The sequence below is a fragment of the Nocardiopsis halotolerans DSM 44410 genome (assembly GCF_000341065.1).
GTDB classification, from domain to species: domain Bacteria; phylum Actinomycetota; class Actinomycetes; order Streptosporangiales; family Streptosporangiaceae; genus Nocardiopsis; species Nocardiopsis halotolerans.
In genome coordinates this window covers 1-19,264 of the sequence record NZ_ANAX01000174.1, presented here as the reverse complement: position 1 = coordinate 19,264, position 19,264 = coordinate 1, and the positions used below count along the sequence as shown (strand labels likewise).

18 protein-coding genes, 1 tRNA gene and 2 pseudogenes are annotated in these 19,264 nt (G+C 71.9%); 13 read left to right on the top strand and 8 right to left on the bottom strand.

Annotated elements, in window-relative coordinates; translation table 11 throughout:
- Positions 1–231: 231 nt before the first annotated feature.
- The 4 genes from D455_RS0113250 to galU all read right to left on the bottom strand — a co-directional run bounded on the left by D455_RS0113250 (position 232) and on the right by galU (position 3,939).
- On the bottom strand, positions 232–753 hold the full coding sequence (locus tag D455_RS0113250) for a MogA/MoaB family molybdenum cofactor biosynthesis protein (RefSeq protein ID WP_017571201.1): 522 nt from the start codon (positions 751–753) through the stop codon (positions 232–234).
- Complete coding sequence (moaC, locus tag D455_RS0113245) at positions 743–1,252, bottom strand: cyclic pyranopterin monophosphate synthase MoaC (protein ID WP_017571200.1); 510 nt, start codon at positions 1,250–1,252, stop codon at positions 743–745. The genes D455_RS0113250 and moaC overlap by 11 nt, the downstream gene beginning before the upstream one ends.
- A gap of 236 nt (positions 1,253–1,488) precedes the next feature.
- Complete coding sequence (glp, locus tag D455_RS0113240; protein ID WP_017571199.1) at positions 1,489–2,721, bottom strand: molybdotransferase-like divisome protein Glp; 1,233 nt, start codon at positions 2,719–2,721, stop codon at positions 1,489–1,491.
- Positions 2,722–3,006: 285 nt separating this feature from the next.
- Positions 3,007–3,939 carry a UTP--glucose-1-phosphate uridylyltransferase GalU gene (gene galU / locus D455_RS0113235; protein ID WP_017571198.1) on the bottom strand — a complete coding sequence of 311 codons (933 nt, stop codon included), beginning with the start codon at positions 3,937–3,939 and terminating at the stop codon, positions 3,007–3,009.
- Between the two features lie 166 nt (positions 3,940–4,105).
- On the opposite strand from galU, the gene D455_RS0113230 reads away from it, so the two are divergent.
- The 4 genes and pseudogenes from D455_RS0113230 to D455_RS32880 form a co-directional block, all read left to right on the top strand.
- Positions 4,106–4,723, top strand: a complete 618-nt coding sequence (locus D455_RS0113230; protein WP_017571197.1) for a 5-formyltetrahydrofolate cyclo-ligase — start codon at positions 4,106–4,108, stop codon at positions 4,721–4,723.
- Positions 4,724–4,916: 193 nt separating this feature from the next.
- Entirely contained in the window at positions 4,917–5,249 is a 333-nt protein-coding gene (locus D455_RS0113225) for an FmdB family zinc ribbon protein (protein ID WP_017571196.1), read from the top strand.
- Between the two features lie 251 nt (positions 5,250–5,500).
- Positions 5,501–6,160, top strand: a complete 660-nt coding sequence (cpaB, locus tag D455_RS0113220; RefSeq protein ID WP_017571195.1) for a Flp pilus assembly protein CpaB — start codon at positions 5,501–5,503, stop codon at positions 6,158–6,160.
- A gap of 102 nt (positions 6,161–6,262) precedes the next feature.
- Positions 6,263–6,664, top strand: a pseudogene (locus D455_RS32880) (MscL family protein); the annotation flags it as partial.
- A gap of 46 nt (positions 6,665–6,710) precedes the next feature.
- On the opposite strand, the gene D455_RS0113210 reads toward D455_RS32880, so the two are convergent.
- Entirely contained in the window at positions 6,711–7,817 is a 1,107-nt protein-coding gene (locus tag D455_RS0113210) for a M15 family metallopeptidase (RefSeq protein WP_017571194.1), read from the bottom strand.
- A gap of 419 nt (positions 7,818–8,236) precedes the next feature.
- On the opposite strand from D455_RS0113210, the gene D455_RS0113205 reads away from it, so the two are divergent.
- The 3 genes from D455_RS0113205 to D455_RS0113195 all read left to right on the top strand — a co-directional run bounded on the left by D455_RS0113205 (position 8,237) and on the right by D455_RS0113195 (position 11,237).
- Positions 8,237–8,309: transfer RNA gene (locus D455_RS0113205), tRNA-Arg, on the top strand.
- 398 nt (positions 8,310–8,707) lie between these two features.
- On the top strand, positions 8,708–10,858 hold the full coding sequence (gene betT, locus D455_RS0113200) for a choline BCCT transporter BetT (RefSeq protein ID WP_169552631.1): 2,151 nt from the start codon (positions 8,708–8,710) through the stop codon (positions 10,856–10,858).
- 160 nt (positions 10,859–11,018) lie between these two features.
- Positions 11,019–11,237, top strand: a complete 219-nt coding sequence (locus D455_RS0113195; RefSeq protein WP_017571192.1) for a hypothetical protein — start codon at positions 11,019–11,021, stop codon at positions 11,235–11,237.
- A gap of 41 nt (positions 11,238–11,278) precedes the next feature.
- On the opposite strand, the gene D455_RS0113190 is transcribed toward D455_RS0113195, so the two are convergent.
- The 3 genes from D455_RS0113190 to D455_RS0113180 form a co-directional block, all read right to left on the bottom strand.
- Positions 11,279–12,520, bottom strand: a complete 1,242-nt coding sequence (locus tag D455_RS0113190; protein WP_017571191.1) for a phospholipase D-like domain-containing protein — start codon at positions 12,518–12,520, stop codon at positions 11,279–11,281.
- Between the two features lie 141 nt (positions 12,521–12,661).
- The gene (locus tag D455_RS0113185; protein WP_017571190.1) at positions 12,662–13,453 is read right to left on the bottom strand and encodes a class I SAM-dependent methyltransferase; all 792 of its coding nucleotides are present in this window, start codon (positions 13,451–13,453) and stop codon (positions 12,662–12,664) included.
- Positions 13,454–13,579: 126 nt separating this feature from the next.
- Complete coding sequence (locus tag D455_RS0113180; protein WP_026122592.1) at positions 13,580–14,170, bottom strand: class I SAM-dependent methyltransferase; 591 nt, start codon at positions 14,168–14,170, stop codon at positions 13,580–13,582.
- Between the two features lie 60 nt (positions 14,171–14,230).
- On the opposite strand from D455_RS0113180, the gene D455_RS0113175 reads away from it, so the two are divergent.
- The 6 genes and pseudogenes from D455_RS0113175 to D455_RS30310 form a co-directional block, all read left to right on the top strand.
- Positions 14,231–14,701 carry a helix-turn-helix domain-containing protein gene (locus D455_RS0113175; protein ID WP_017571188.1) on the top strand — a complete coding sequence of 157 codons (471 nt, stop codon included), beginning with the start codon at positions 14,231–14,233 and terminating at the stop codon, positions 14,699–14,701.
- Complete coding sequence (locus D455_RS0113170) at positions 14,683–15,696, top strand: STM4015 family protein (RefSeq protein WP_017571187.1); 1,014 nt, start codon at positions 14,683–14,685, stop codon at positions 15,694–15,696. The genes D455_RS0113175 and D455_RS0113170 overlap by 19 nt, the downstream gene beginning before the upstream one ends.
- Positions 15,693–16,802: an STM4014 family protein gene (locus D455_RS0113165; RefSeq protein ID WP_017571186.1), complete on the top strand. Its 1,110-nt coding sequence runs from the start codon at positions 15,693–15,695 to the stop codon at positions 16,800–16,802. The genes D455_RS0113170 and D455_RS0113165 overlap by 4 nt, the downstream gene beginning before the upstream one ends.
- Positions 16,799–17,629, top strand: coding sequence for an STM4013/SEN3800 family hydrolase (locus tag D455_RS0113160; RefSeq protein WP_017571185.1), 831 nt, complete (start codon positions 16,799–16,801; stop codon positions 17,627–17,629). Before D455_RS0113165 ends, D455_RS0113160 begins: the two co-directional genes overlap by 4 nt.
- Complete coding sequence (locus D455_RS0113155) at positions 17,626–18,978, top strand: STM4012 family radical SAM protein (protein ID WP_017571184.1); 1,353 nt, start codon at positions 17,626–17,628, stop codon at positions 18,976–18,978. Before D455_RS0113160 ends, D455_RS0113155 begins: the two co-directional genes overlap by 4 nt.
- A gap of 5 nt (positions 18,979–18,983) precedes the next feature.
- Positions 18,984–19,264 (top strand): annotated as a pseudogene (locus D455_RS30310) (STM4011 family radical SAM protein); the annotation flags it as partial.

The following is a 19,264-nucleotide window of genomic DNA, read 5'->3' as shown; positions in this document are numbered from 1 at the left end:
TCGGCACCGTAGCCCAGCGGTGCGACACCGGACACGGAGGCGTCGGGTTCCCGTCACCGGTGACGGTGCCCAGTATTCCACTCCCGGGGTGCGCTGTGGCGGGCGTCACCCCGCCGAACAAGAATCGGATGATTCCTAACTACAATACTCCCGTACCGAAAACCGGACCCCAACCCAAGGAATTCTCAACAGACGGAATGCCCGAGATGTGATTCCGGTCATTGTTCGGTGTCATTCGGGACGGTTGTGGTCCCCGCCCCGCAGTTGGTCCACGGCGTGCCTGAGCACCGGGGCCAGCACCTCCATCCCGTCGCTGGCGCCGCCCCGGGAACCGGGCAGGTTCACCACGAGCATCCGGTGCCCGTCGCGCTCGGCGACCCCGGCCAGGCCCCGCGACAGGATCGCCGTGGGCACGCCCTTGTCCCGGCCCGCCGCCCGCAGCGCCTCGGCGATCCCGGGGACCTCGTAGGACAGCAGCGGGCGCGTCACCTCCGGCGTGTGGTCATGCGGGGTCAGCCCGGTCCCCCCGCTGGTGATGACGGCGTCGAGCCGCTCGTCCAGGGCGCGCCCGACCGCCTCCGCCACCGGGTCACCGTCGGGCACCACCCAGGGGCCGACGACCTCGCAGCCGATCGATCGCAGGCGCTCGGCGACGACCGGACCGGAGCGGTCCGGGTAGACACCCGCCGCCGCCCGGTTGGACGCCGTCACGACCGCGACACGGGGCACGTGGACCGCCGACTCACCCACCACGCCTCCAGTGGCCCTTCCTGCCGCCGGTCTTCTCCTCGACGCGCACCCGCGTGACCTCGGCCTCGGGGTCGATCGCCTTGACCATGTCGATCAGCCCGAGGGCCGCGGTCATGACGCAGGTGAGCGCCTCCATCTCCACACCGGTGCGGTCCGCGGTGCGGACCGTGGCGCTGACGTCCACGCCCTCGTCCACGACGGTGAGATCCACGTCCACCCCGTGCACGGCGACGGGGTGGCACAGGGGCACCAGGTCGGGGGTGCGCTTGGCCCCCTGGATCCCCGCGATCCGGGCCACGGCCAGGGCGTCCCCCTTGGGCACCCCGCCCCCGCGCAGCGCTGCGACGGCCTCCGGGCTGAGCAGTACCCGGCCCGTGGCCGTGGCGGTGCGCGCGCTCACCCCCTTCCCCGAGACGTCGACCATGCGTGCGGCGCCGGACTCGTCCAGGTGGGTGAATCCGGAGGGGTGGTCGGTCCCCTGCCGTGGTGGGGTGTCGCTCATCGGCCCGGAAGCTCCTCCGCTCGAACACGGGACGCCGCCGGTCGGCCGCGTCCGGGCGCGCCGGAACGCGCCACCACGACCGTACGGCACTCCGGAGGCGGCGCGACCGGCGGTGGTCGCCTCGGGGCGGTTCCTGGACGGTGACCGGAAGGTCCACAGACCCCATGCCCGTGGCATCCCGTGTGTCACACCGGCAACGGTTCCGGTCACCCCGCTCCAGACCGGCTCAGAACGACTCAGAACGGCTCGGGCAGGCGCAGCACCTCCACGCGGCTACCCGCGACCAGTTCGGTGGCCGCCTCGGGCACCACCACGAGCGCGTTGGCCCCGGCCAGCGCGGACAGCTGGTGCGACCCCTGGTGGAGCGCCGGGGACACCGTGGACTCGGCGTCGTGCCCGTACGGGGACTCCTCCAGCACCGCGCGCAGGTAGGAGCGGCGCCCCTTCGGCGAGGTCACCGGGGAGGTGAGCAGGGCCCGCATGCTCGGCAGCGGCCGGGGGTCGAGCCCGCGCAGTCTGCGCAGCGCGGGGCGGACGAAGACCTGGAAGGACACGAAGGCGCTCACCGGGTTGCCCGGCAGCGTGACGATCGGGGTCCGGTCCGGCCCGATCGTCCCGAAGCCCTGGGGCTTGCCCGGCTGCATCGCCACCTGGGTGAACTCCACGGTCCCCTGGCGGGTGAGCACCTCCTTGACCACGTCGTGGGCGCCCATGCTCACCCCGCCGGTGGTGACCACCATGTCGGCGCGGACCAGCAGGTCCTCCAGGGTGTCGAGCACCGTCTGCGGGTCGTCGCCCACGAACCCGTGGCGGTGGACCTCGCACCCGGCTTCGCGGGCGGCGGCGGCGATCATGAAGCTGTTGGACTCCCAGATCTGGCCGGGGCCGAGCGGGCGCCCGGGTTCGACCAGTTCCTCGCCGGTGGACAGCACCATCACGCGGGGGCGGGGGTACACGGGCACCGAGCGGCGTCCGACGGCCGCGAGGACGCCCATCTCCCCCGGTCCGATGGGCACGCCGGGACTCAGCACGGTGGCGCCCTCGATGACGTCGTCCCCGGCCCGGCGCACGGCGTTGCCGATCTTGACCGGACGGTCGAAGGTCACCCTGGCCGTGCCGCCGTCGGTCCACTCGACGGGGACGACCGCGTCGGCCCCCGAGGGCATGGGCGCGCCGGTCATGATGCGGGCGGACATGCCCGGCAGTACGGCGGTCGGGGAGGGGCCCCCCGCCGGGATGTCGGCGACCACCGGCAGCCGCACGGGAGCGTCGGAGGAGGCCGACGCCAGGTCGGCGGCGTGCACCGCGTACCCGTCCATGGACGAGTTGTCGAAGCCGGGCAGGGACACGGGCGAGGTGATGGCCTCGGCCAGCACGGTGCCGTGCGCCTGGAACAGGTCCAGTTCGGTCGGCTCGGGCTCGGCGGTCAGAGCCAGGACATCGGCGACGTGCTGTTCGACGCTCTTCACGGGGGTTCCTCCCGGTTAGGCAGTGTTTCTGGGGCCTCCGCTGCTCCCGCCCGTCACCCTTCCACCACCCTCAACGGACGGCCTTCGGCCGCGGTACTTTCCTTGTTCGGGCGCCGGAGAACGAGAACCCCGTGGACGCCCGGACCACCCCACCGGGGCCGGGCCCCGTCCGAGGACGGGCCCCGGTGGTGTCGTCCCCCGGTGGCGTTCCATTCTCCCCGTGCCCGACCCCGTCCACGGCGTGTCCCCGACACTCCGGGGCGCGGCCGTGCGCGCCGGGCCCCGTCAGGACCGCTGGGCCCGGTCGACGAAGCCGCGCAGCCAGGGCAGCAACTCCTCGGCGAGGTCGGGGCGGCGGCAGGCGAAGTCCACGACCGTCCTGATGTAGTCGGCCTTGTTGCCGGTGTCGTAGCGGCTGCCGCGGAAGAGGACGCCGTGCACCGTGCCGCCGTCCTCGGGGTCGCGTTTGGCCAGCTCGCGCAGGGCGTCGGTCAGCTGGATCTCCCCGCCGCGGCCGGGCGGGGTCTCGTGCAGGACCGGGAAGACCTCCGGGTCGCAGACGTAGCGGCCGATGATCGCCCAGCGGCTCGGCGCCTGCTCGGGCGCGGGCTTCTCCACCAGGTCGGTGACGGTGACGACGTCGTCCTCGTCGGTGGGCTCGATGCCCGCGCACCCGTACAGGGACACCTGCTCGGGTTCCACCTCCATGAGGGCGACGACGCTGCCCCCGTGCCTCTCCCGCACCTCGATCATGCGGCGCAGCAGGTCGGCGGACTCGATGAGGTCGTCGCCCAGCAGCACGGCGAACGGGTTGTCGCCCACGTGTGCCTCCGCGCACAGCACCGCGTGCCCCAGGCCGCGCGGCTCGCCCTGGCGGACGTAGTGCACCTGGGCGAGGTCGCTGGACTCGCGCACCGACCGCAGTCGTGCGTCATCGCCCTTGGCCTCCAGGGCCTCCTCCAGTTCGTAGGCCCGATCGAAGTGGTCCTCGATGGAGCGCTTGCTGCGGCCGGTGATCATCAGTACGTCCTGGAGGTCGGCGGCCACCGCCTCCTCCACGACGTACTGGATCGCGGGCTTGTCCACGATCGGCAGCATCTCCTTGGGCGTGGCCTTGGTCGCGGGCAGGAACCGCGTGCCGAGGCCCGCCGCGGGCACGACCGCCTTCGTGACGGCTGCGGAGCCGGAAGGTCTCTTCTGGTCGATGGAGTCGTTCATGTCCGCACTTTAGGACAGCGACCCGCCGTCTCGGCGTCTCCACACACAGCGAGGCGTCAAGAAGTCCCGGCGGTTTCGCGCGGGTGAGGGGAGGCCGCCATCGCGTGTTCACCGCGCGCGGTAGGCGCCCGGTCCGGCGGCACGGCGGCGGTGCCACACTGGGGCCATGAGCGAGAGCGAACCGCGTGAGGCCAAGGTCCGGCTGCGGAGGGGGATCCTGGAGCGGCGGCGCGCCCGGGGCCCCGAGGAGCGCGCCCGCGCGGGTTCCGCGGTCCGCGACGCGCTCATGGACGTCCCGTGGCTGGCCATGGGCGGGACGGTCGCCTGCTACTACTCCGTCGGCGGCGAGCCCGACACCCGCAAGCTGGTGACGGCGCTGTGGAAGCGCGGCGCCTACGTGCTGCTGCCCGTGTTCCTGCCCGGCGGTGACCTGGACTGGGCGGCCTTCGACGGACCGGACACCCTGGCTCCGGCCGGGCACGGGCTGCTGGAACCCGTCGGGCACCGGTACGGCCCTGAGGCGCTGGCCCGGGCGGACGCGGTGATCTGCCCGGCGCTGGCCGTGGACCGGAGCGGAACGCGCCTGGGACGCGGCGCCGGGTGCTACGACCGCGCCCTCGCACGCAGGGGCCCGCACTCCCCGGCCATCGCCCTGGTCCACGACGACGAGCTCGTGGACTCGCTGCCCGCCGAGCCGCACGACCGTCCCGTGGACGCCGTGGTGACCCCGGGCGGTGGTGTGCGGGTGTTCGACGCGGGGGTGTGGCCGGGCGAACGCCCCTGAACGGGGCGGACGGGATTAACACGACCAGCGGGGGCGTTGTCGCTGGCGGTCGCGTCGCGAGCGGCGAGCCCGATCCGGCACCGCGCTCCCCCCGCGTCCGCGTTCGGCGCGAGACCCTGTCACGGCTCCGGTCGGCGAGCGCGTACTATTTAGCAGTCAACGGGCGAGAGTGCCAGCAAGGAGGACCCCAACAGTGCCTACGTACCAGTACGCGTGCACCGAGTGCGACGCCCAGATGGAGGTCGTGCAGAGCTTCAGCGACGACTCGCTGACCGTCTGCCCCGAGTGCGAGGGCCGCCTGCGCAAGGTGTACTCCGCCGTGGGCGTCGTCTTCAAGGGCTCCGGCTTCTACCGCACCGACAGCGGGAAGTCCTCCAACAGCTCCGTCCTGACCGGCGAGGGCAAGTCGGACAACGGGTCCAAGGGCTCCGACTCCTCCTCGGACGCCAAGAGCTCCGACACCAGCAAGGCCAGCAGCGGCACCGCGAGCACGGCCAGCAGCGGCGCCAGCGCCGCGAGCGACTGAGCCCACCGGGCCGTTGACCGCCACCGCGCCGCCGAGTACTCGGCGGCGCGCGGTATGTCGGGCCCCGCTGGACCGGGTGCCCACAGGGCCGTTGGGGCGCGGGCGGTGCGTGTCCGGCCCACGGGCAGTGCCCGACGAACCTTCGACCGCGTCCCGCCCGCGCATTCCCCGAGGCGCGTTCCAGGGCCGTCAAGGCGTACCGGGCCTGTGGACAACGCCCGAACGGGCCTTCGGCGACCTAGCGTTGGGGTATGACCGACGCCGCGTCACCTCCCTACCGGCACCGCCGGGCACTCACCCGACTTCTGAACCGGTACCGGCGCGCCATCGCCGCCCTCCTGGCCGCCGTGGCGCTCGTCAGCGCCGTCCTGGCCGTGCGTCCCCCGCCCGCGCCCACCGCACGGGTCCTCGCCGCCTCCCGTGACCTCGACGCCTCGGGGCCCCTCACCGAGCACGACCTGACCGTGGTGCCCCTGCCCGCCGACGCGGTACCGGGCGGAGCGCTGGCGGCCGACACCGAGACGGCCGGGCTCTCCCTCAACGCCCCGGTACGCCGCGGCGAGGTGATCACCGACGCCCGGCTCGCCGACCCTCCCGCACGGCCCTACGGCCCCGGCATGGTCGCCGTCCCGGTACGGGTGGCCGACCCCGGAGCCGTCGGTCTGCTCTCCCCCGGCAGCCGGGTGGACGTCCTGGCCGCCAGAGGGCACGACGGCCCCCTCCCCTCCCGCGCGAGCCCGGCCGTGGAGGTGGTCAGCGACCGGCCCGTCCTCGCCGTCCCCGAGGAGGGGAGCGTGGGCGGCCCGGGCGGAGGCGGGTCCCTGATCGTCATCGCCGCCACCCCCGCCGAGGCCCGAAGCCTGGCGGGTCACGCCACCGCCTCACGGCTGTCCATCACCATCCGAGGCTGACCAGCTACGCGCAGCAGGAAAGGCTGGCGATCGCCGGGAAGCTCCCCCGAGTCGTCCCCCTCCGGCACCAACACGGACACCACGAGCACGCAGTGCTGTTCCATGCAGGGCTTCGAGGCGTTCCCGCTCCGGGGAAACCCGGTGCGACCGGCGGTCGCGGTCGTGCTCGGCGCGGTCTTCGCCGAGCCCGTCACCGCGTTCACCGAGGGTTTCTCGACCCCGTTGATCGGGATCTTCGGCGGCGTTCCCGCCTTCGCCGGCCTCTACTTCGAGATCAACGGAGGCCGCTTCCCGTACGGCGCGTTCGTCGACGCCCTGGTCCCGTTTCCGCTCACCGCGGCGGTCCCGTACTTCTTCGTGGTCGTGCCCGCCGGCAAGGCCGTGGAGCGGTTCGCCAGGGCCGAGGAGGCCACCGCCCGGGAGCGCCCCCACTGCCTCAGTCAGACCAGCGAACAGGCCGTCCGCCGCGCCCGGTGCACCAGCGTGGTGGTGCCCGGGACCGCCGTCCGAGAACGGTCGGGGGCGGCCCCGCGCGGGCCGCCCCCGTGGATCAGCGGGTGTACTCCCAGTGCCAGGGCTCGAAGGGGTTGGACTTGGCCCAGGCCGGATGGATCCATCCGAAGTCCGGACCGTGCTCCTCCATCCAGAGCCAGCGTTCCGATCGGTAGTTCTGGATGCCGCAGCCGAGGTCGATCGCCTGCCCCAGGCCGTGGTTACTCGTGCCCGGGACGGCCGCGAAACCGGGTGCCACCTGCGCGTAGACGCGGTGCTGGTTGGGCAGGTCGCGGTAGGCGCTGGTGATGCACATGTTCTCGCCGAACTCCTCCACGTACAGGGCGTTGAGCTTGAGGAAGTCCACAGCGGCGTCCGCGCGCAGCCTCTTGTCGTCGTAGAGGTCGCACAGGGCGTTTCCCGGGAGCAGCCCGTTGGGCGCGCCCTGGGCGTTCGCCGCCGCGGCGGGGTCGCAGTCGGCCGCGGCCATGTAGGCCTCGGGGTCGATACCGCGGTCCTCCAACTCCTGGACGAGTTCGTTCGTGGTCTCCTCGGACCGCTCACGCAGCCGCTCGATCTCCTCGGCCAGCTCGACCTGTTCGAGCTGGTTCGTGGTCTGGAGTTCCTGCGCCTGGCTCGCCAGGTCGATCTGCTCCTCGCGCAGGTCGGTGGCGTCCTGGATGAGCGCCTGGTTGTCCTGGGCGATCTTCGACGCGTAGGCCTGGGTCTGGAGGTTCTCGTCGAGCGTTCCCATCACCAGCACGCCGAGCATGCCGCCGTTGGGCTGCTTGTACAGGGTGCTGGCCAGCTGGGCCAGCGGCTCGCGCATCTCGCCGAGTTCGAGTTCGGTCTGCTGGAGGTCGTAGAGGGTCTGGACCAGGCTCTCCTGGGACTCCTCCAACGTCTCCTGGCGCTCGACCAGTTCCTGGTTGGCCTCCTCCAGTTCCTGGGAGGCGGCCTCGGCCCTCTCCCGGAGCTCGTCCAGGCTGGCCTCGGCCGGTTCCAGCGCGCCGGTCGGCACCGGGGCGACGAGGAACGCGGTGACGAGCACGAGCGTCAGCGCCTGTACGAGGCGGACACGGTAGGACGTCGCGGAGGTGGTGAGCACCCCGCCGACACCCGGTGCGCGGAACCCGCGCCGCGCCGGGTCAGAGGTGAACGGCACGAATGATCCTCCGGCTGCTTTCCTAGAACACCTGCCCGTGGCCGCAACGCAACGTACTACATGTCCACATGCGGCCACACGGGGTCGCTTCACCGAACCGATCGGGGCACGGACGGGGCCGCGCCCGTCCCCACTCCCCTGCTGCCGGTCGTCGGCGAAACACCTGGTCATCGCTGGGTGGGTCAACGCCACGCCCCAACTCCCGAGGTCGTCGAGGGTGCGTATGCGGCCACAACACGACACGTGCCGTGAAAAACGTCACACCGCACCAGGACAACCAATCGTAGGTCAGCGTACTCCGCCATGCAGGCAGAGTTCCCCAGTCGGGGCCCCTCGGCACGGACCGACACCCCAAGCACGCCCATCCTGGGTTAGGCTTGGTCCGGCGACGGGGTACGTCATACCTCCGCCAGACCCATGGCTCCGTAGCTCAGGGGATAGAGCACCGCTCTCCTAAAGCGGGTGTCGCAGGTTCGAATCCTGCCGGGGCCGCCCAGGGCGACCTGCGATTTTTTCGCAGCGTAGCCGACGATGGGGCCCTGTGGACAGTGATCCGAGTCGCAGTCCGCGGGGCTTCGTCCCCTCTCGCGCCCCCGGAAGCACCGGGCCCGCCGCGATCCGCTCCAGTGCGCCGTCCTCCCCGCCCAACCGGCGAACCCTGACGAGCGGACTGTCTCGATCGCCCTTTATATCCACCGATGTCGCGCCACGCCGCCGTTCGTGGAACCTCACGCCACGACCGTGCGATCCGTGAGTATGGCCGTGGACCGCACGGGTCCCGTCGTTCGTTCCCTGTCGACCTCGTGACGCCGGGGCGGCATCTCGGTATGCCCCACCACCGCCTCCCGTGGTACACCGTTCCGGCACCACAGGAGTGAAAGGTTATTTTGGTGGATAGCAACACAGGACATGACAAAACGGATGAACCAGGCGAAGTAGGCGGCCCGGCCAGCGCCGAGACCCCGGACAAGGCGGAGAACGGGAAGGCCCGACTCAAGCCGGTCGTGTTCTTCGGCTCGGCCGCCCTGATCCTCGCGCTCTCGATCTGGTCGATCATCACGCCGACGGGCGCCGCGAACGTCATCGGCTCCGTGGTCGGGTGGATCACCGAGGTGTTCGGCTGGTACTACTTCCTCGCCGCCACCCTCTACCTGGCGTTCGTGGTGTTCATCGCGCTCTCCCGCTACGGCGCGGTCAAGCTCGGACCACAGCACTCCCGACCCGACTACGGCGTGTTCGCGTGGGCCTCCATGCTGTTCGCCGCGGGTATCGGCATCGACCTGATGTTCTTCTCCGTCTCCGGGCCCGTCAGCCACTACCTGGCGCCTCCCGTGGGCGAGGGGGAGACGGTCGAGGCGGCCCGGCAGGCCGTGGTGTGGACGCTCTTCCACTACGGCATCACCGGGTGGGCGATGTACGCGCTGATGGGCATGGCCCTCGGCTACTTCTCGTTCCGCTACAACCTGCCCCTGGCCATCCGCTCCGCCCTGTACCCGCTGATCGGCAAACGCATCCACGGGCGCATCGGTGACGCGGTCGACCTGGCGGCCATCCTCGGCACCATCTTCGGCATCTCCGTGTCGCTCGGTATCGGCGTCGTACAGCTCAACTTCGGGTTGGGCTTCCTCTTCGACGTCCCCCAGGGGACGGCGGTGCAGATCGGACTGATCGTCATCGCCGTGATCATGGCCACGGTGTCGGCCGTGTCGGGTGTCGACCGGGGCATCCGGCGCCTGTCCCAGATCAACGTCATCCTCGCCATCCTCCTGATGCTGTACGTGATGGTCTTCGAGGGGCCCGTCGATCTGCTCAACAAACTCGTCCTCAACATCGGGGACTACCTCAGCCGCTTCCCCTCCATGACGCTGAACACCTTCGGCTACGACCCGCCGGTGGAGTGGCTCAACAGCTGGACGCTGTTCTTCTGGGCCTGGTGGGTGGCCTGGGCACCGTTCGTCGGCCTGTTCCTCGCCCGGATCTCGCGCGGTCGCACCATCCGTCAGTTCGTGGCGGCGACACTGGTGGTCCCCCTCCTGTACACGCTGACGTTCCTGTCGATCTTCGGAAACAGCGCGCTGAGCATCGTGAGCCAGGGCAACCTGGAGTTCGGCCAGCTCACCATGAACCAACCGGAGCAGGGTTTCTACACGCTGCTCGACCAGTACCCGGGCGTCCTGTTCAGCGCCGGACTGGCGACCGTCGTGGGCCTGCTCCTCTACGTCACCTCCGCCGACTCCGGCGCCCTGGTGATGGGCAACCTCAGCTCCCACCTGCCGACACCGCTCACCGACGCGCCCCCGTGGCTGCGCGTCTTCTGGGCGGCGGTGACCGGCCTGCTCACCCTGGCCATGCTTCTGGTCGGCGGGGTGAACGCGCTGTACGACGCGACCATCATCATGGGCCTGCCGTTCTCGTTCGTGATGTTCCTGATCATCTGGGGCCTGTACAAGGCACTGCGGGTCGAGGGTTTCCGACGGGAGGCGTTCCGGACCACCCTGACGTCGTCGCTGTCGGACCGGATCACGGACGACCGCCGGGGACCGGAGCGCAACTGGCGTCAGCGCATCGCCCGGGCGGTGTCCTTCCCCGGCAAGCGCGCGGCCAACAGGTTCGTCCGCGAGGTGTGCCGCCCCGCGTTCCGGGACGTCTCCGAGGAGCTGCGCAGGCAGGGCGCGGAGGCGTCGGTGTTGGAGGAGCCCGACGAGAGGACCGGCATCCCGCACGTGGGGCTGAGGGTGCCGATGGGCGAGGAGGAGGACTTCAAGTACTGGGTGTGGCCGATGGAGGTGCCCACCCCCGCGTTCGCCACGCGCTCGCTCGCCGAGAGTGACACCTACGTGCGCTTCGAGGTCTACCTCACCGAGGGCAGCCAGGGTTACGACGTGATGGGCTACACCAAGGAACAGCTCATCGGGAACATCCTCGACGAGTACGAGCGGCACCTGGAGTTCCTGCGTCTGCACCGGGAGGCGGTCGCCCGCTCGGCCATGCCCGACCACGGGCCCGGCACGGCCGACGCCCAGGAGGAACAGGAGCGCTGACGCTCCGGATATCCGCCCTCCGGGAGCGCGCGCCGCTCCCGGAGGCGGGTCCCCTCTCCTGGGATCGGTCCCGGTCCCCCCACCGTGTCGCCATGACACCGGGGGGCACGTCGTCCGATCATGGAACCCCAGTACAGGCCGGTCGGGGGAGGTCACACGGATGACGCACGCGGAAGACTCCCGGGACGAACAGCCCGAGGAGCACGACAGGGCACCCGCCCGACAGCGGGGCGGGTCGCCCACCGCGATCGCCGGAGCGCTCCACCGCACCCCGCACCCGGGCCCCCAGCACTGGGGCGGCCCCCGGCCCCGCAAGATGGATCCGGACCCCTTCTTCCCCAACCGGCTGGGACCTCCGCCCCAACGCCGCCGCCCCTGACGGCGGGCGGGTCCCCGGGGGGACGGCGACCCGCGCGCCCCTCACAGGAACGGCCTCCAGGGCGCCAGGACGAACTCACCGAACTTGGCGTACCAGGGTCGGTCCCGCCACTCCCGCTCGGTCAGCCGCCGGGCGTTGGTGAGGTCGTTCGCGAAGATCTCCTCCAGGTGCCCGGCCACGCCCTCGTCGAAGATCTCCACGTTGATCTCGTAGTTGCCCGTCAGGCTCAGCCGGTCCACGTTCGCGGTGCCGATCGTGGACCACTTCCCGTCCACCGTGGCCGTCTTGGCGTGCACCATGGCGTTGCGGTACAGCCACAGGCGCACGCCGCCGCGCAGCAGCACCGCGTACTGGCTGCGGGATATCCAGTCCGCGACGACGTGGTTGGAGTCCTCCGGTACGAGGACGTTGACGTCCACGCCGCGCTCCACCGCTTCGATCAGGGCGTTCTGGAGTTCCCGGTCGGGCATGAAGTAGGCCTGGGTGAACAGCACCCGCTCCTTGGCCCGGTCGATCGCCTCCAGGAACATCGCCCGGATGGGGTAGATGAGCAGCTCGGGCACGTTGCGGTGCACCCGGACGTGCGCCTCCCAGTCGGCCTCGCCGAGGTTCTCCAGCTCGGGCTGGCTGGCGGCGCGGTTCATGTTCCAGAAGTCGCAGAAGGCGTTCTCCAGCTCCCACACCGTCGACCCGGTCACCCGCAGGTGGGTGTCGCGCCAGTCGGTGGCGTACAACGACCCCACGTTGTACCCGCCGACGAACCCCACCTCGCCGTCGACCGTGAGGATCTTGCGGTGGTCGCGGCCGGACTTGCGGATGTTCATCAGCAGCACACCGGGCCGGAACGCCGGGTAGCGCAGCACGTGGACGTCGGGCGGGAAGTGGAAGAAGGACCGGGGTACCACCAGGTTCGCGAAGCCGTCGTAGATCACGTACACCTCGACGCCCCGCTCGGCCGCCTCGATGAGCGCGCTCTTGAACTCCCCGCCCACCTTGTCGTCCTTGATGATGTAGGACTCGAACAGGACGCGGTGCCGGGCCCTCCGGACCGCCGCGAGCATGTCCTCGAACAGGTCCTCACCGTAGGTGTACACGGTGGCGGTGGCCTCGGTGTCGCCGACCGGCAGCTCGACCGGCGCCGTGCGGGGGAAGTGCGCCCGGCGCGGCCGTACCTTCCGACGCCAGTGGTTGATCCCCATGAGCGTCGCCGCCACGGCGACCTGGGTGGTCACCACTCCCACGAGCCCCCACTTGGCCACCGACGTGATGGTGGAGCGTCGCACAGTCGCCTCCCGAACAAGGACGTCCGCGGTGCCGGGTCCGCCCCCGGAGGCCCCGACACAAGGTGGACGTCAACCGTATCCCCGGACACCCTCGAACGGTGTGTACGTCCGCCCGGTGTTCCCGTCACATCGGCCTGACCCCTACCCCTGTTCCCGGAGGCGGAACGCCACGAGCTCCGTGGTCGTGCTCTCCGTGCGGCCCCGGACCAGGCGCCGCTCCAGCGGATAGAGGGCCGCGCCCGCGAGCCACCCGGTCGGCGCGGTGAGGGTGGCCGCGCGCAGGGCCCCGCCCCACGCCTTGCGCCACGGCGCGGGGGCGTCCACCTGGGCGTTCATCAGCATGAGCATGGGGACGCGGCGGACCAGGTCGAACCCGGCCTTGTCGGCGGTGCCGGCGATCCACTCCAGGGTGCGGTTGACCTGGTGCTCCCCGCGCTGTTCGGGGCGCTGAAGGCAGTTCTCGGAGATCACGAGGAGGCCGCCGGGGCGCACGACCCGGGCGAACTCGCCGAACGCCCGGGTGTAGCGCTCGTCGTCGGTGATGTGGAAGAGCACGTCCATGCAGGACACCGCGTCGAAGGAGTCGTCCTCGAAGGCGTCGAGGTCGGCGGCGTCCTGGCGGACGAACCGGTGGTCGGGGAACCTGCCGCGCAGGCGCCGCACGGCCGCGCCGGTCATGTCGCACCCGGTGATGTCACCGACGTCCATCCGCTCCCACAGGCCCACGTAGAAGCCCGTGCCGCTGCCCACGTCGAGGACGCTGGCCCGGCCCGGCTCCATCCGGGAGACCTCGCGCAGGAAGACCTCCTCACGCACCCGGTACATCCACGTGTTGAAGGGGCGGCCCAGGGCCCGGTAGCCGACGCCGCTCTCGGTCCAGTCCTCCTCGAGGCGGTGTTCCCAGAATTCTCGGAGTTCGCTGTGTGTAGCCATGGGAACACTGTCACACCGCGCCCGCGGGATGTCCCGCCGCAGCGCCGGAACGGCCCCACCGAACCGCCTCCGCGCGGGTTTCGGACAACCTGGCTGTTGAGGGCTGAGCGGCCGGAACCTGGGCCCTCAGGCTCCGCGGCGGGCGACCACGCGCTCGACGAACCCCAGAGCGGTCCGGTCGTGGTGGTCGACCGTGAAACCCGCCTCGACGGCGACGCTCCTCGGCAGCCTCCGGGGGCGCTCCTTGCGCGCCTCCCACAGCCGGAAGGGCCAGCGGGTGTACTCGACGTGGTCCACGAGCAGCAGGAGTCCGCCCGGCCGGAGTACCCGGCGCATCTCGGACAGGGCCCGGTACTGGTCGGGGATCGTGCACAGGGCGAGCGCGCACACGACGGTGTCGAACTCCCCGTCGCCGAAGGCCAGGTCCTGGGCGTCGCCCTCCCGGAGGTCGACCCTCCCGCCCAGTCCGGCGGCCCGTGCCCTGGCCCGCGCCAGCATGCCGGGGCTCAGGTCCACCCCGGTGACCTCCACCCCGTCCGGGTAGTACGGCAGGTTGTGCCCGGTGCCCACGGCGACCTCCAGGACCCGCCCGCGGGCCCTCCCGCACAGCCGGGCGCGGGTGGCGCCGAGCACGAGGCGCTGCAACCGTTCACCCTGGTCGTACCCCCGTGACATGCGGTCCCAGTCCCCGCGCACCCGTTCCGTCCGCTCGTCCATGGTGATGCCCCTCACCCTAGGTCCTTGACAGGGAACCCCAGTCTGGAAGTTCATGTCCACATGAAGTCAAGCGACGCGGAACTGTCCATCGGTGAACTGGCCGAGCCGTTCGGGTTGGCCACACACGTGCTGCGGCACTGGGAGTCGGCCGGTGTCCTGGAACCCGCCCGCCGCTCCGGGGGCCAGCGCCGGTACACGCACGAGCACCGCCTCCGGGTGGCGCTGGTGCTGCGCGCGCAGGAGGCGGGGTTCAGCCTGGCGCAGATCCGGGAGATGACCGGTGCGCCGGACGGCGCCGAGCGGCGCGCGCGTCTGGCCGAGCACCTGGCCAGGCTCGACGAGCGTCTGGAGAAGCTGCGGGCCGCACGCGAACTGGTGTCGCACGCCATGGCGTGCGACGCCGATGACATCCTGGAGTGCCCGAGGATGCGGGCGGTGCTGGAGGAGTCCGGAACGTCGGAGTGCGTTGGTAGGCCTGGACGCACGTACCCTCCGTCCTCCCGGGAGCGACCATGTTCACCAACCACCTGACCGAGTTCGCCGGGCTGCCCGTCGTGAACTACCTGAACCTCCCCGGTGAGGAGGTGCGCGAGTGGTCCGGGGAGCCCGACCTGGATCCGGGTACCCTCGCCGATCCCGGCGCGGTGGCCTGGGGTCTGTCCCACTACTACGACGAGATGGGGGACCCCCGGTCCGCACGGCGCTACCTCACCGGTTTCGTCGAGTCCGTGTCCGACCCGGCCGCGGTCACCGCGGTGGTCATCGGCAGCCTGGTGGAGGCCTTCGAGGTGGAGTCCTCCGACGAGGTCCGCGACCTCCTGGTGGAACTCGCACCCCGCCTCCCGGGCCTGCGCTCCCTCTTCTACGCGGACCTCGTCGTCGAGGAGTGCGAGGCGTCGTGGATCCGGCACGGGAACCTGTCCCCGCTGGTGGCCGCCTTCCCCGGGCTGACCGGGTTCGCGGTGCGCGGCACCAGCCACCTGAGCATGGAGGCGCTGGAACACGACGGGCTGCGCGGACTCACCCTCCAGGGCGGCGGGCTGCCCCGGAAGCTCGCCCGGCAGGTCGTCGGGGCGCGGCTGCCCAGCCTGGAACACCTGGAACTGTGGCTGGGGGTGGAGGACTACGGCGGCGACACCGCCCCGGAGGACCTCGGACCGGTGCTGTCCGGCGAGGCGTTCCCCAAGCTGCGCACGCTGGGACTGCGCAACACCGAGAACCTCCGGTCCTGGTTCCCGGTCCTGGCCGAGGCGCCCGTCCTGTCCTCTCTGGAGGTCCTCGACCTGTCCCTGGGGGACCTCTCCGACGAGGGCGCACGGGCTCTGATCGACCTCGCCCCCGCCTTCCGGGGACTGAAGCGACTCGACCTGCACCACCACTACCTGTCCGAGGACATGTGCGAACGCGTCCGCGCCGCCCTGCCCGGGGTGGAGGTGGACCTCTCCGACGTCCGGGAACCGGAGATCGACGGGGACGAGGACGACGAGGACCGGGAGGTCTACTACTACACGGCGGTCGCGGAGTGATCGGCGGACGTCCCCTGGTCGTGGTGGGGGTACCCGGCAACCGGCGCCTGGACCTGTTCCGCGCGGCGGCCGAGTCCTCCGGCCTGCCCGAACCGGAAATCGTGCCGTGGCGCGACCTGGCCACCGGTCCGGTGGGGCTCCCCGAGGACGCCCTCGTCCGGGTGGACTCCCCCGGCGGCGACGTGGAGACCGAGCGCCTGCTGCGGGGATGGGAGCACGCCCCCGACCTGTACCGGGCCGAGGGCACCGCCGACCAGCACGCCGGGTTCCGGGCCGCGCTGGCCCGGCTCGCGGAGGCGGTGGCGGCCACCCCGGGCGCGCACCTGCTCCAGGAACCCGCCGATCTGGTGGACATGTGCGACAAGCGGCGCTGCCACGCGCGTCTGGACGCGGCCGGGGTGCCCGTGGCGCCCGCCCTGCCCGGGCCGGTCACCGACTACGCGACGCTGCGCGCCCTGATGGACGCGCACCGCTGGCGGCGGGTGTTCGTCAAGCCCGCGCACGGCTCCTCCGCATCCGGCGTGGTGGCGCTGGCGACCTCCCCCAGAGGCCAGGTCCGCGCGGTGACCTCGGCCGACCTGGTCAGGGGCGCCGACGGCTCCGTGGAGCTGTACAACAGCCTGCGGCTGCGCACCTACACCCGGGAGGAGCGGGTCGCGGCGGTGGTGGACGCGCTCGCCCCGGACGGCCTGCACGTGGAGCGGTGGGTGCCCAAGGCGGGGTTCGGCGGCAGGACCGTGGACCTGCGCGTGGTGGTGGTCGCGGGCCGGGCCTCCCACGTCGTGGTGCGCTCGTCCGCCTCACCCCTGACCAACCTGCACCTGGGCAACGCGCGGGGCGATCTGGAGGCGCTGCGGGCGTCGGTCGGGCCGCGCGCCTGGGCGGAGGCGATGGCCACCGCCGAGGCCGCCGCCGCGTGCTTCCCCCGCACCCTGTACGCCGGGGTGGACCTGCTGGCCTCCCCGGGCTGGCGCGAGTTCACCGTGTGCGAGGTCAACGCCTTCGGCGACCTGATCCCCGGGGTGCTGCACGAGGGCCGCGACACCTACGCCGAACAGCTGCACGCCCTGGCCACCGGCCGTTTCCCCCTTCCCGAGAGAGTATGAACAGCACCGCACCCGACATGAACGCCGTGGTGGGCACGCACGACATCCTGCTGCTCACCCTGGACACCCTCCGGTACGACGTGGCCGCCGAGCTGGCAGAGGCGGGCCGCACCCCCAACCTCGCCCGCCTGCTGCCGGGCGGACGGTGGGAGCGCAGGCACGCCCCCGCGAGCTTCACCTACGCCTCCCACCTGGCCATGCTCGCCNCGGGGCCGCCCCCGCGCCTGTTCGCCGCGGCGTTCCCCGGCAGCGTGTCCACCGCGCCCGGCACCTGGACCTTCGACACGCCCGACCTGGCCTCGGGGCTGGCCCGGGCCGGATACCACACGGCATGCGTCGGGGGCACCGGCTTCTTCAACCGGCGCTCGGCGGTGGGCTCGGTCATCCCGGACATGTTCGCCGAGAGCCACTGGGAGGAGTCCTTCGGCGTGACCGGTCCGCGCTCCTTCGAGCACCAGGTGGCGTGCGCGGCCCGGATCGCGGAGGAGCGCCCCGCGGACCAGCCGCTGTTCCTGCTGCTCAACGTGTCGGCCCTGCACCAGCCCAACTGGTTCCACCTGCCCGGGGCCGTCCGGGAGGACGGCGACACCCGGGAGAGCCACGCCGCGGCCCTGGAGTACGTGGACCGGCACCTGCCGCCGCTGTTGGCGGCGATGACGGCCCGCCGCCCCTGCTTCGCGATCGTGTGCTCGGACCACGGCACCGCCTACGGGGAGGACGGCTACACCGGCCACCGGATCGGCCACGAGACCGTGTGGACGGTCCCCTACACCCACGCGTTCCTGCCCCGGGGACGCACCGCCGACGCCGAGGAGGCGACCCCGTGACCCCGACCCCGATCCCGACCCCGCGCGCCGAGCCGGTGCACGCCGACTCCCCGTACCAGTCCTACGTGTACGCCTACCCGCACAAGAGCGCCTACCGCCCCTTCACCGAGCGCCCCGCGCTCGCCGACCTGTGGCGGGACGAGGACGTGAGCGCGCTGTCCCTGTACGCGCACATCCCGTTCTGCGAGATGCGCTGCGGGTTCTGCAACCTGTTCACCCGCTCCACTCCCCCTGCCGAGCAGGTCACCGCCTACCTGGGCGCGCTGGAACGGCAGGCGGAGGTGGTGGCCGAGTCGCTGCCCGGGGGCGCCCGGTACGCGCGGGCCGCCCTGGGCGGGGGCACCCCCACGTACCTGACCGCAGAGGAGCTCACCCGGGTCTACGACCTCACCGAGCGGGCGTTCGGGGTGGACCTGTCGGCGATCCCGGTGTCGGTGGAGACCTCCCCGGCCACGGCCACACCCGACCGGCTGGCCGTGCTCGACGCGCGCGGCGCCACCCGGATCAGCATGGGCGTGCAGAGCTTCATCGACTCCGAGGCGCACGCGGCGGGACGGCCGCAGAAACGCGCCGAGGTGGACCGGGCCCTGGCCGCGATCCGCGAGCACGCCTCGGCCGACCTCAACGTCGACCTTATCTACGGCATCGAGCGGCAGGACGCCCGCACCTGGGCGTACTCCCTGGACACGGCCCTGGAGTGGGCTCCGGAGGAGGTGTACCTGTACCCGCTGTACGTGCGACCGCTGACCGGGCTGGGGCGCCGGGCCCGCGCGTGGGACGACCACCGGCTGAGCCTGTACCGGCAGGGCCGCGACCACCTGCTCGAACGCGGCTACGAGCAGGTGTCCATGCGCATGTTCCGGCGCGCGGACGCCCCCGCCGCGGAGGGCCCGGACCACTGCTGCCAGACCGACGGCATGGTGGGCCTGGGCTGCGGCGCCCGGTCCTACACCACCACCGCGCACTACTCGTTCGACTACGCCGTGGGCGTGGGCGGGGTGCGGTCCATCATCGCCGACTACGTGGACCGCGACCGGGCCGACTTCGCCCGCGCCGAGGTGGGGTTCCGCCTGGACGACGGCGAGCGGCGCCGCCGCCACCTGCTCCAGTCGCTGCTGCGCACGGAGGGGATGGACGCCTCCGCCTACACCGACCGGTTCGGCGCCCACCCCCGGCGGGACTTCCCCGACACCCTCGCCGAACTCGACCGGCGCGGCTGGCTGGAGCGGGACGCGGAACCCCGGCTGGTACGGCTGACCCCGGAGGGGCTGGCGCACTCCGACGCGATCGGGCCGATGTTCTTCTCGGCCGGTGTCTCGGCGCTGATGGCCGACTACGAGGCCCGGTGAACACGATGGCGCCCTCCTCCCCGAACTCCCGTGCCGCGCTCCCGCCGCACCTGACCCTGCTCTACCGCGGTCCGCTGGCCAGCTGTGACTACGACTGCCCGTACTGCCCCTTCGCCAAGCGGCGCGACAACCCGGAGACGCTGCGCGCCGACCGGGCCGCGCTGGAGCGGTTCACCGACTGGGTGGCCGACCAGGAGGCGGCGCACCCGGACACGCGGATCTCGGTGCTGTTCACCCCGTGGGGCGAGGGGCTGGTGCGGTCCTGGTACCGGACCGCGATCGCCCG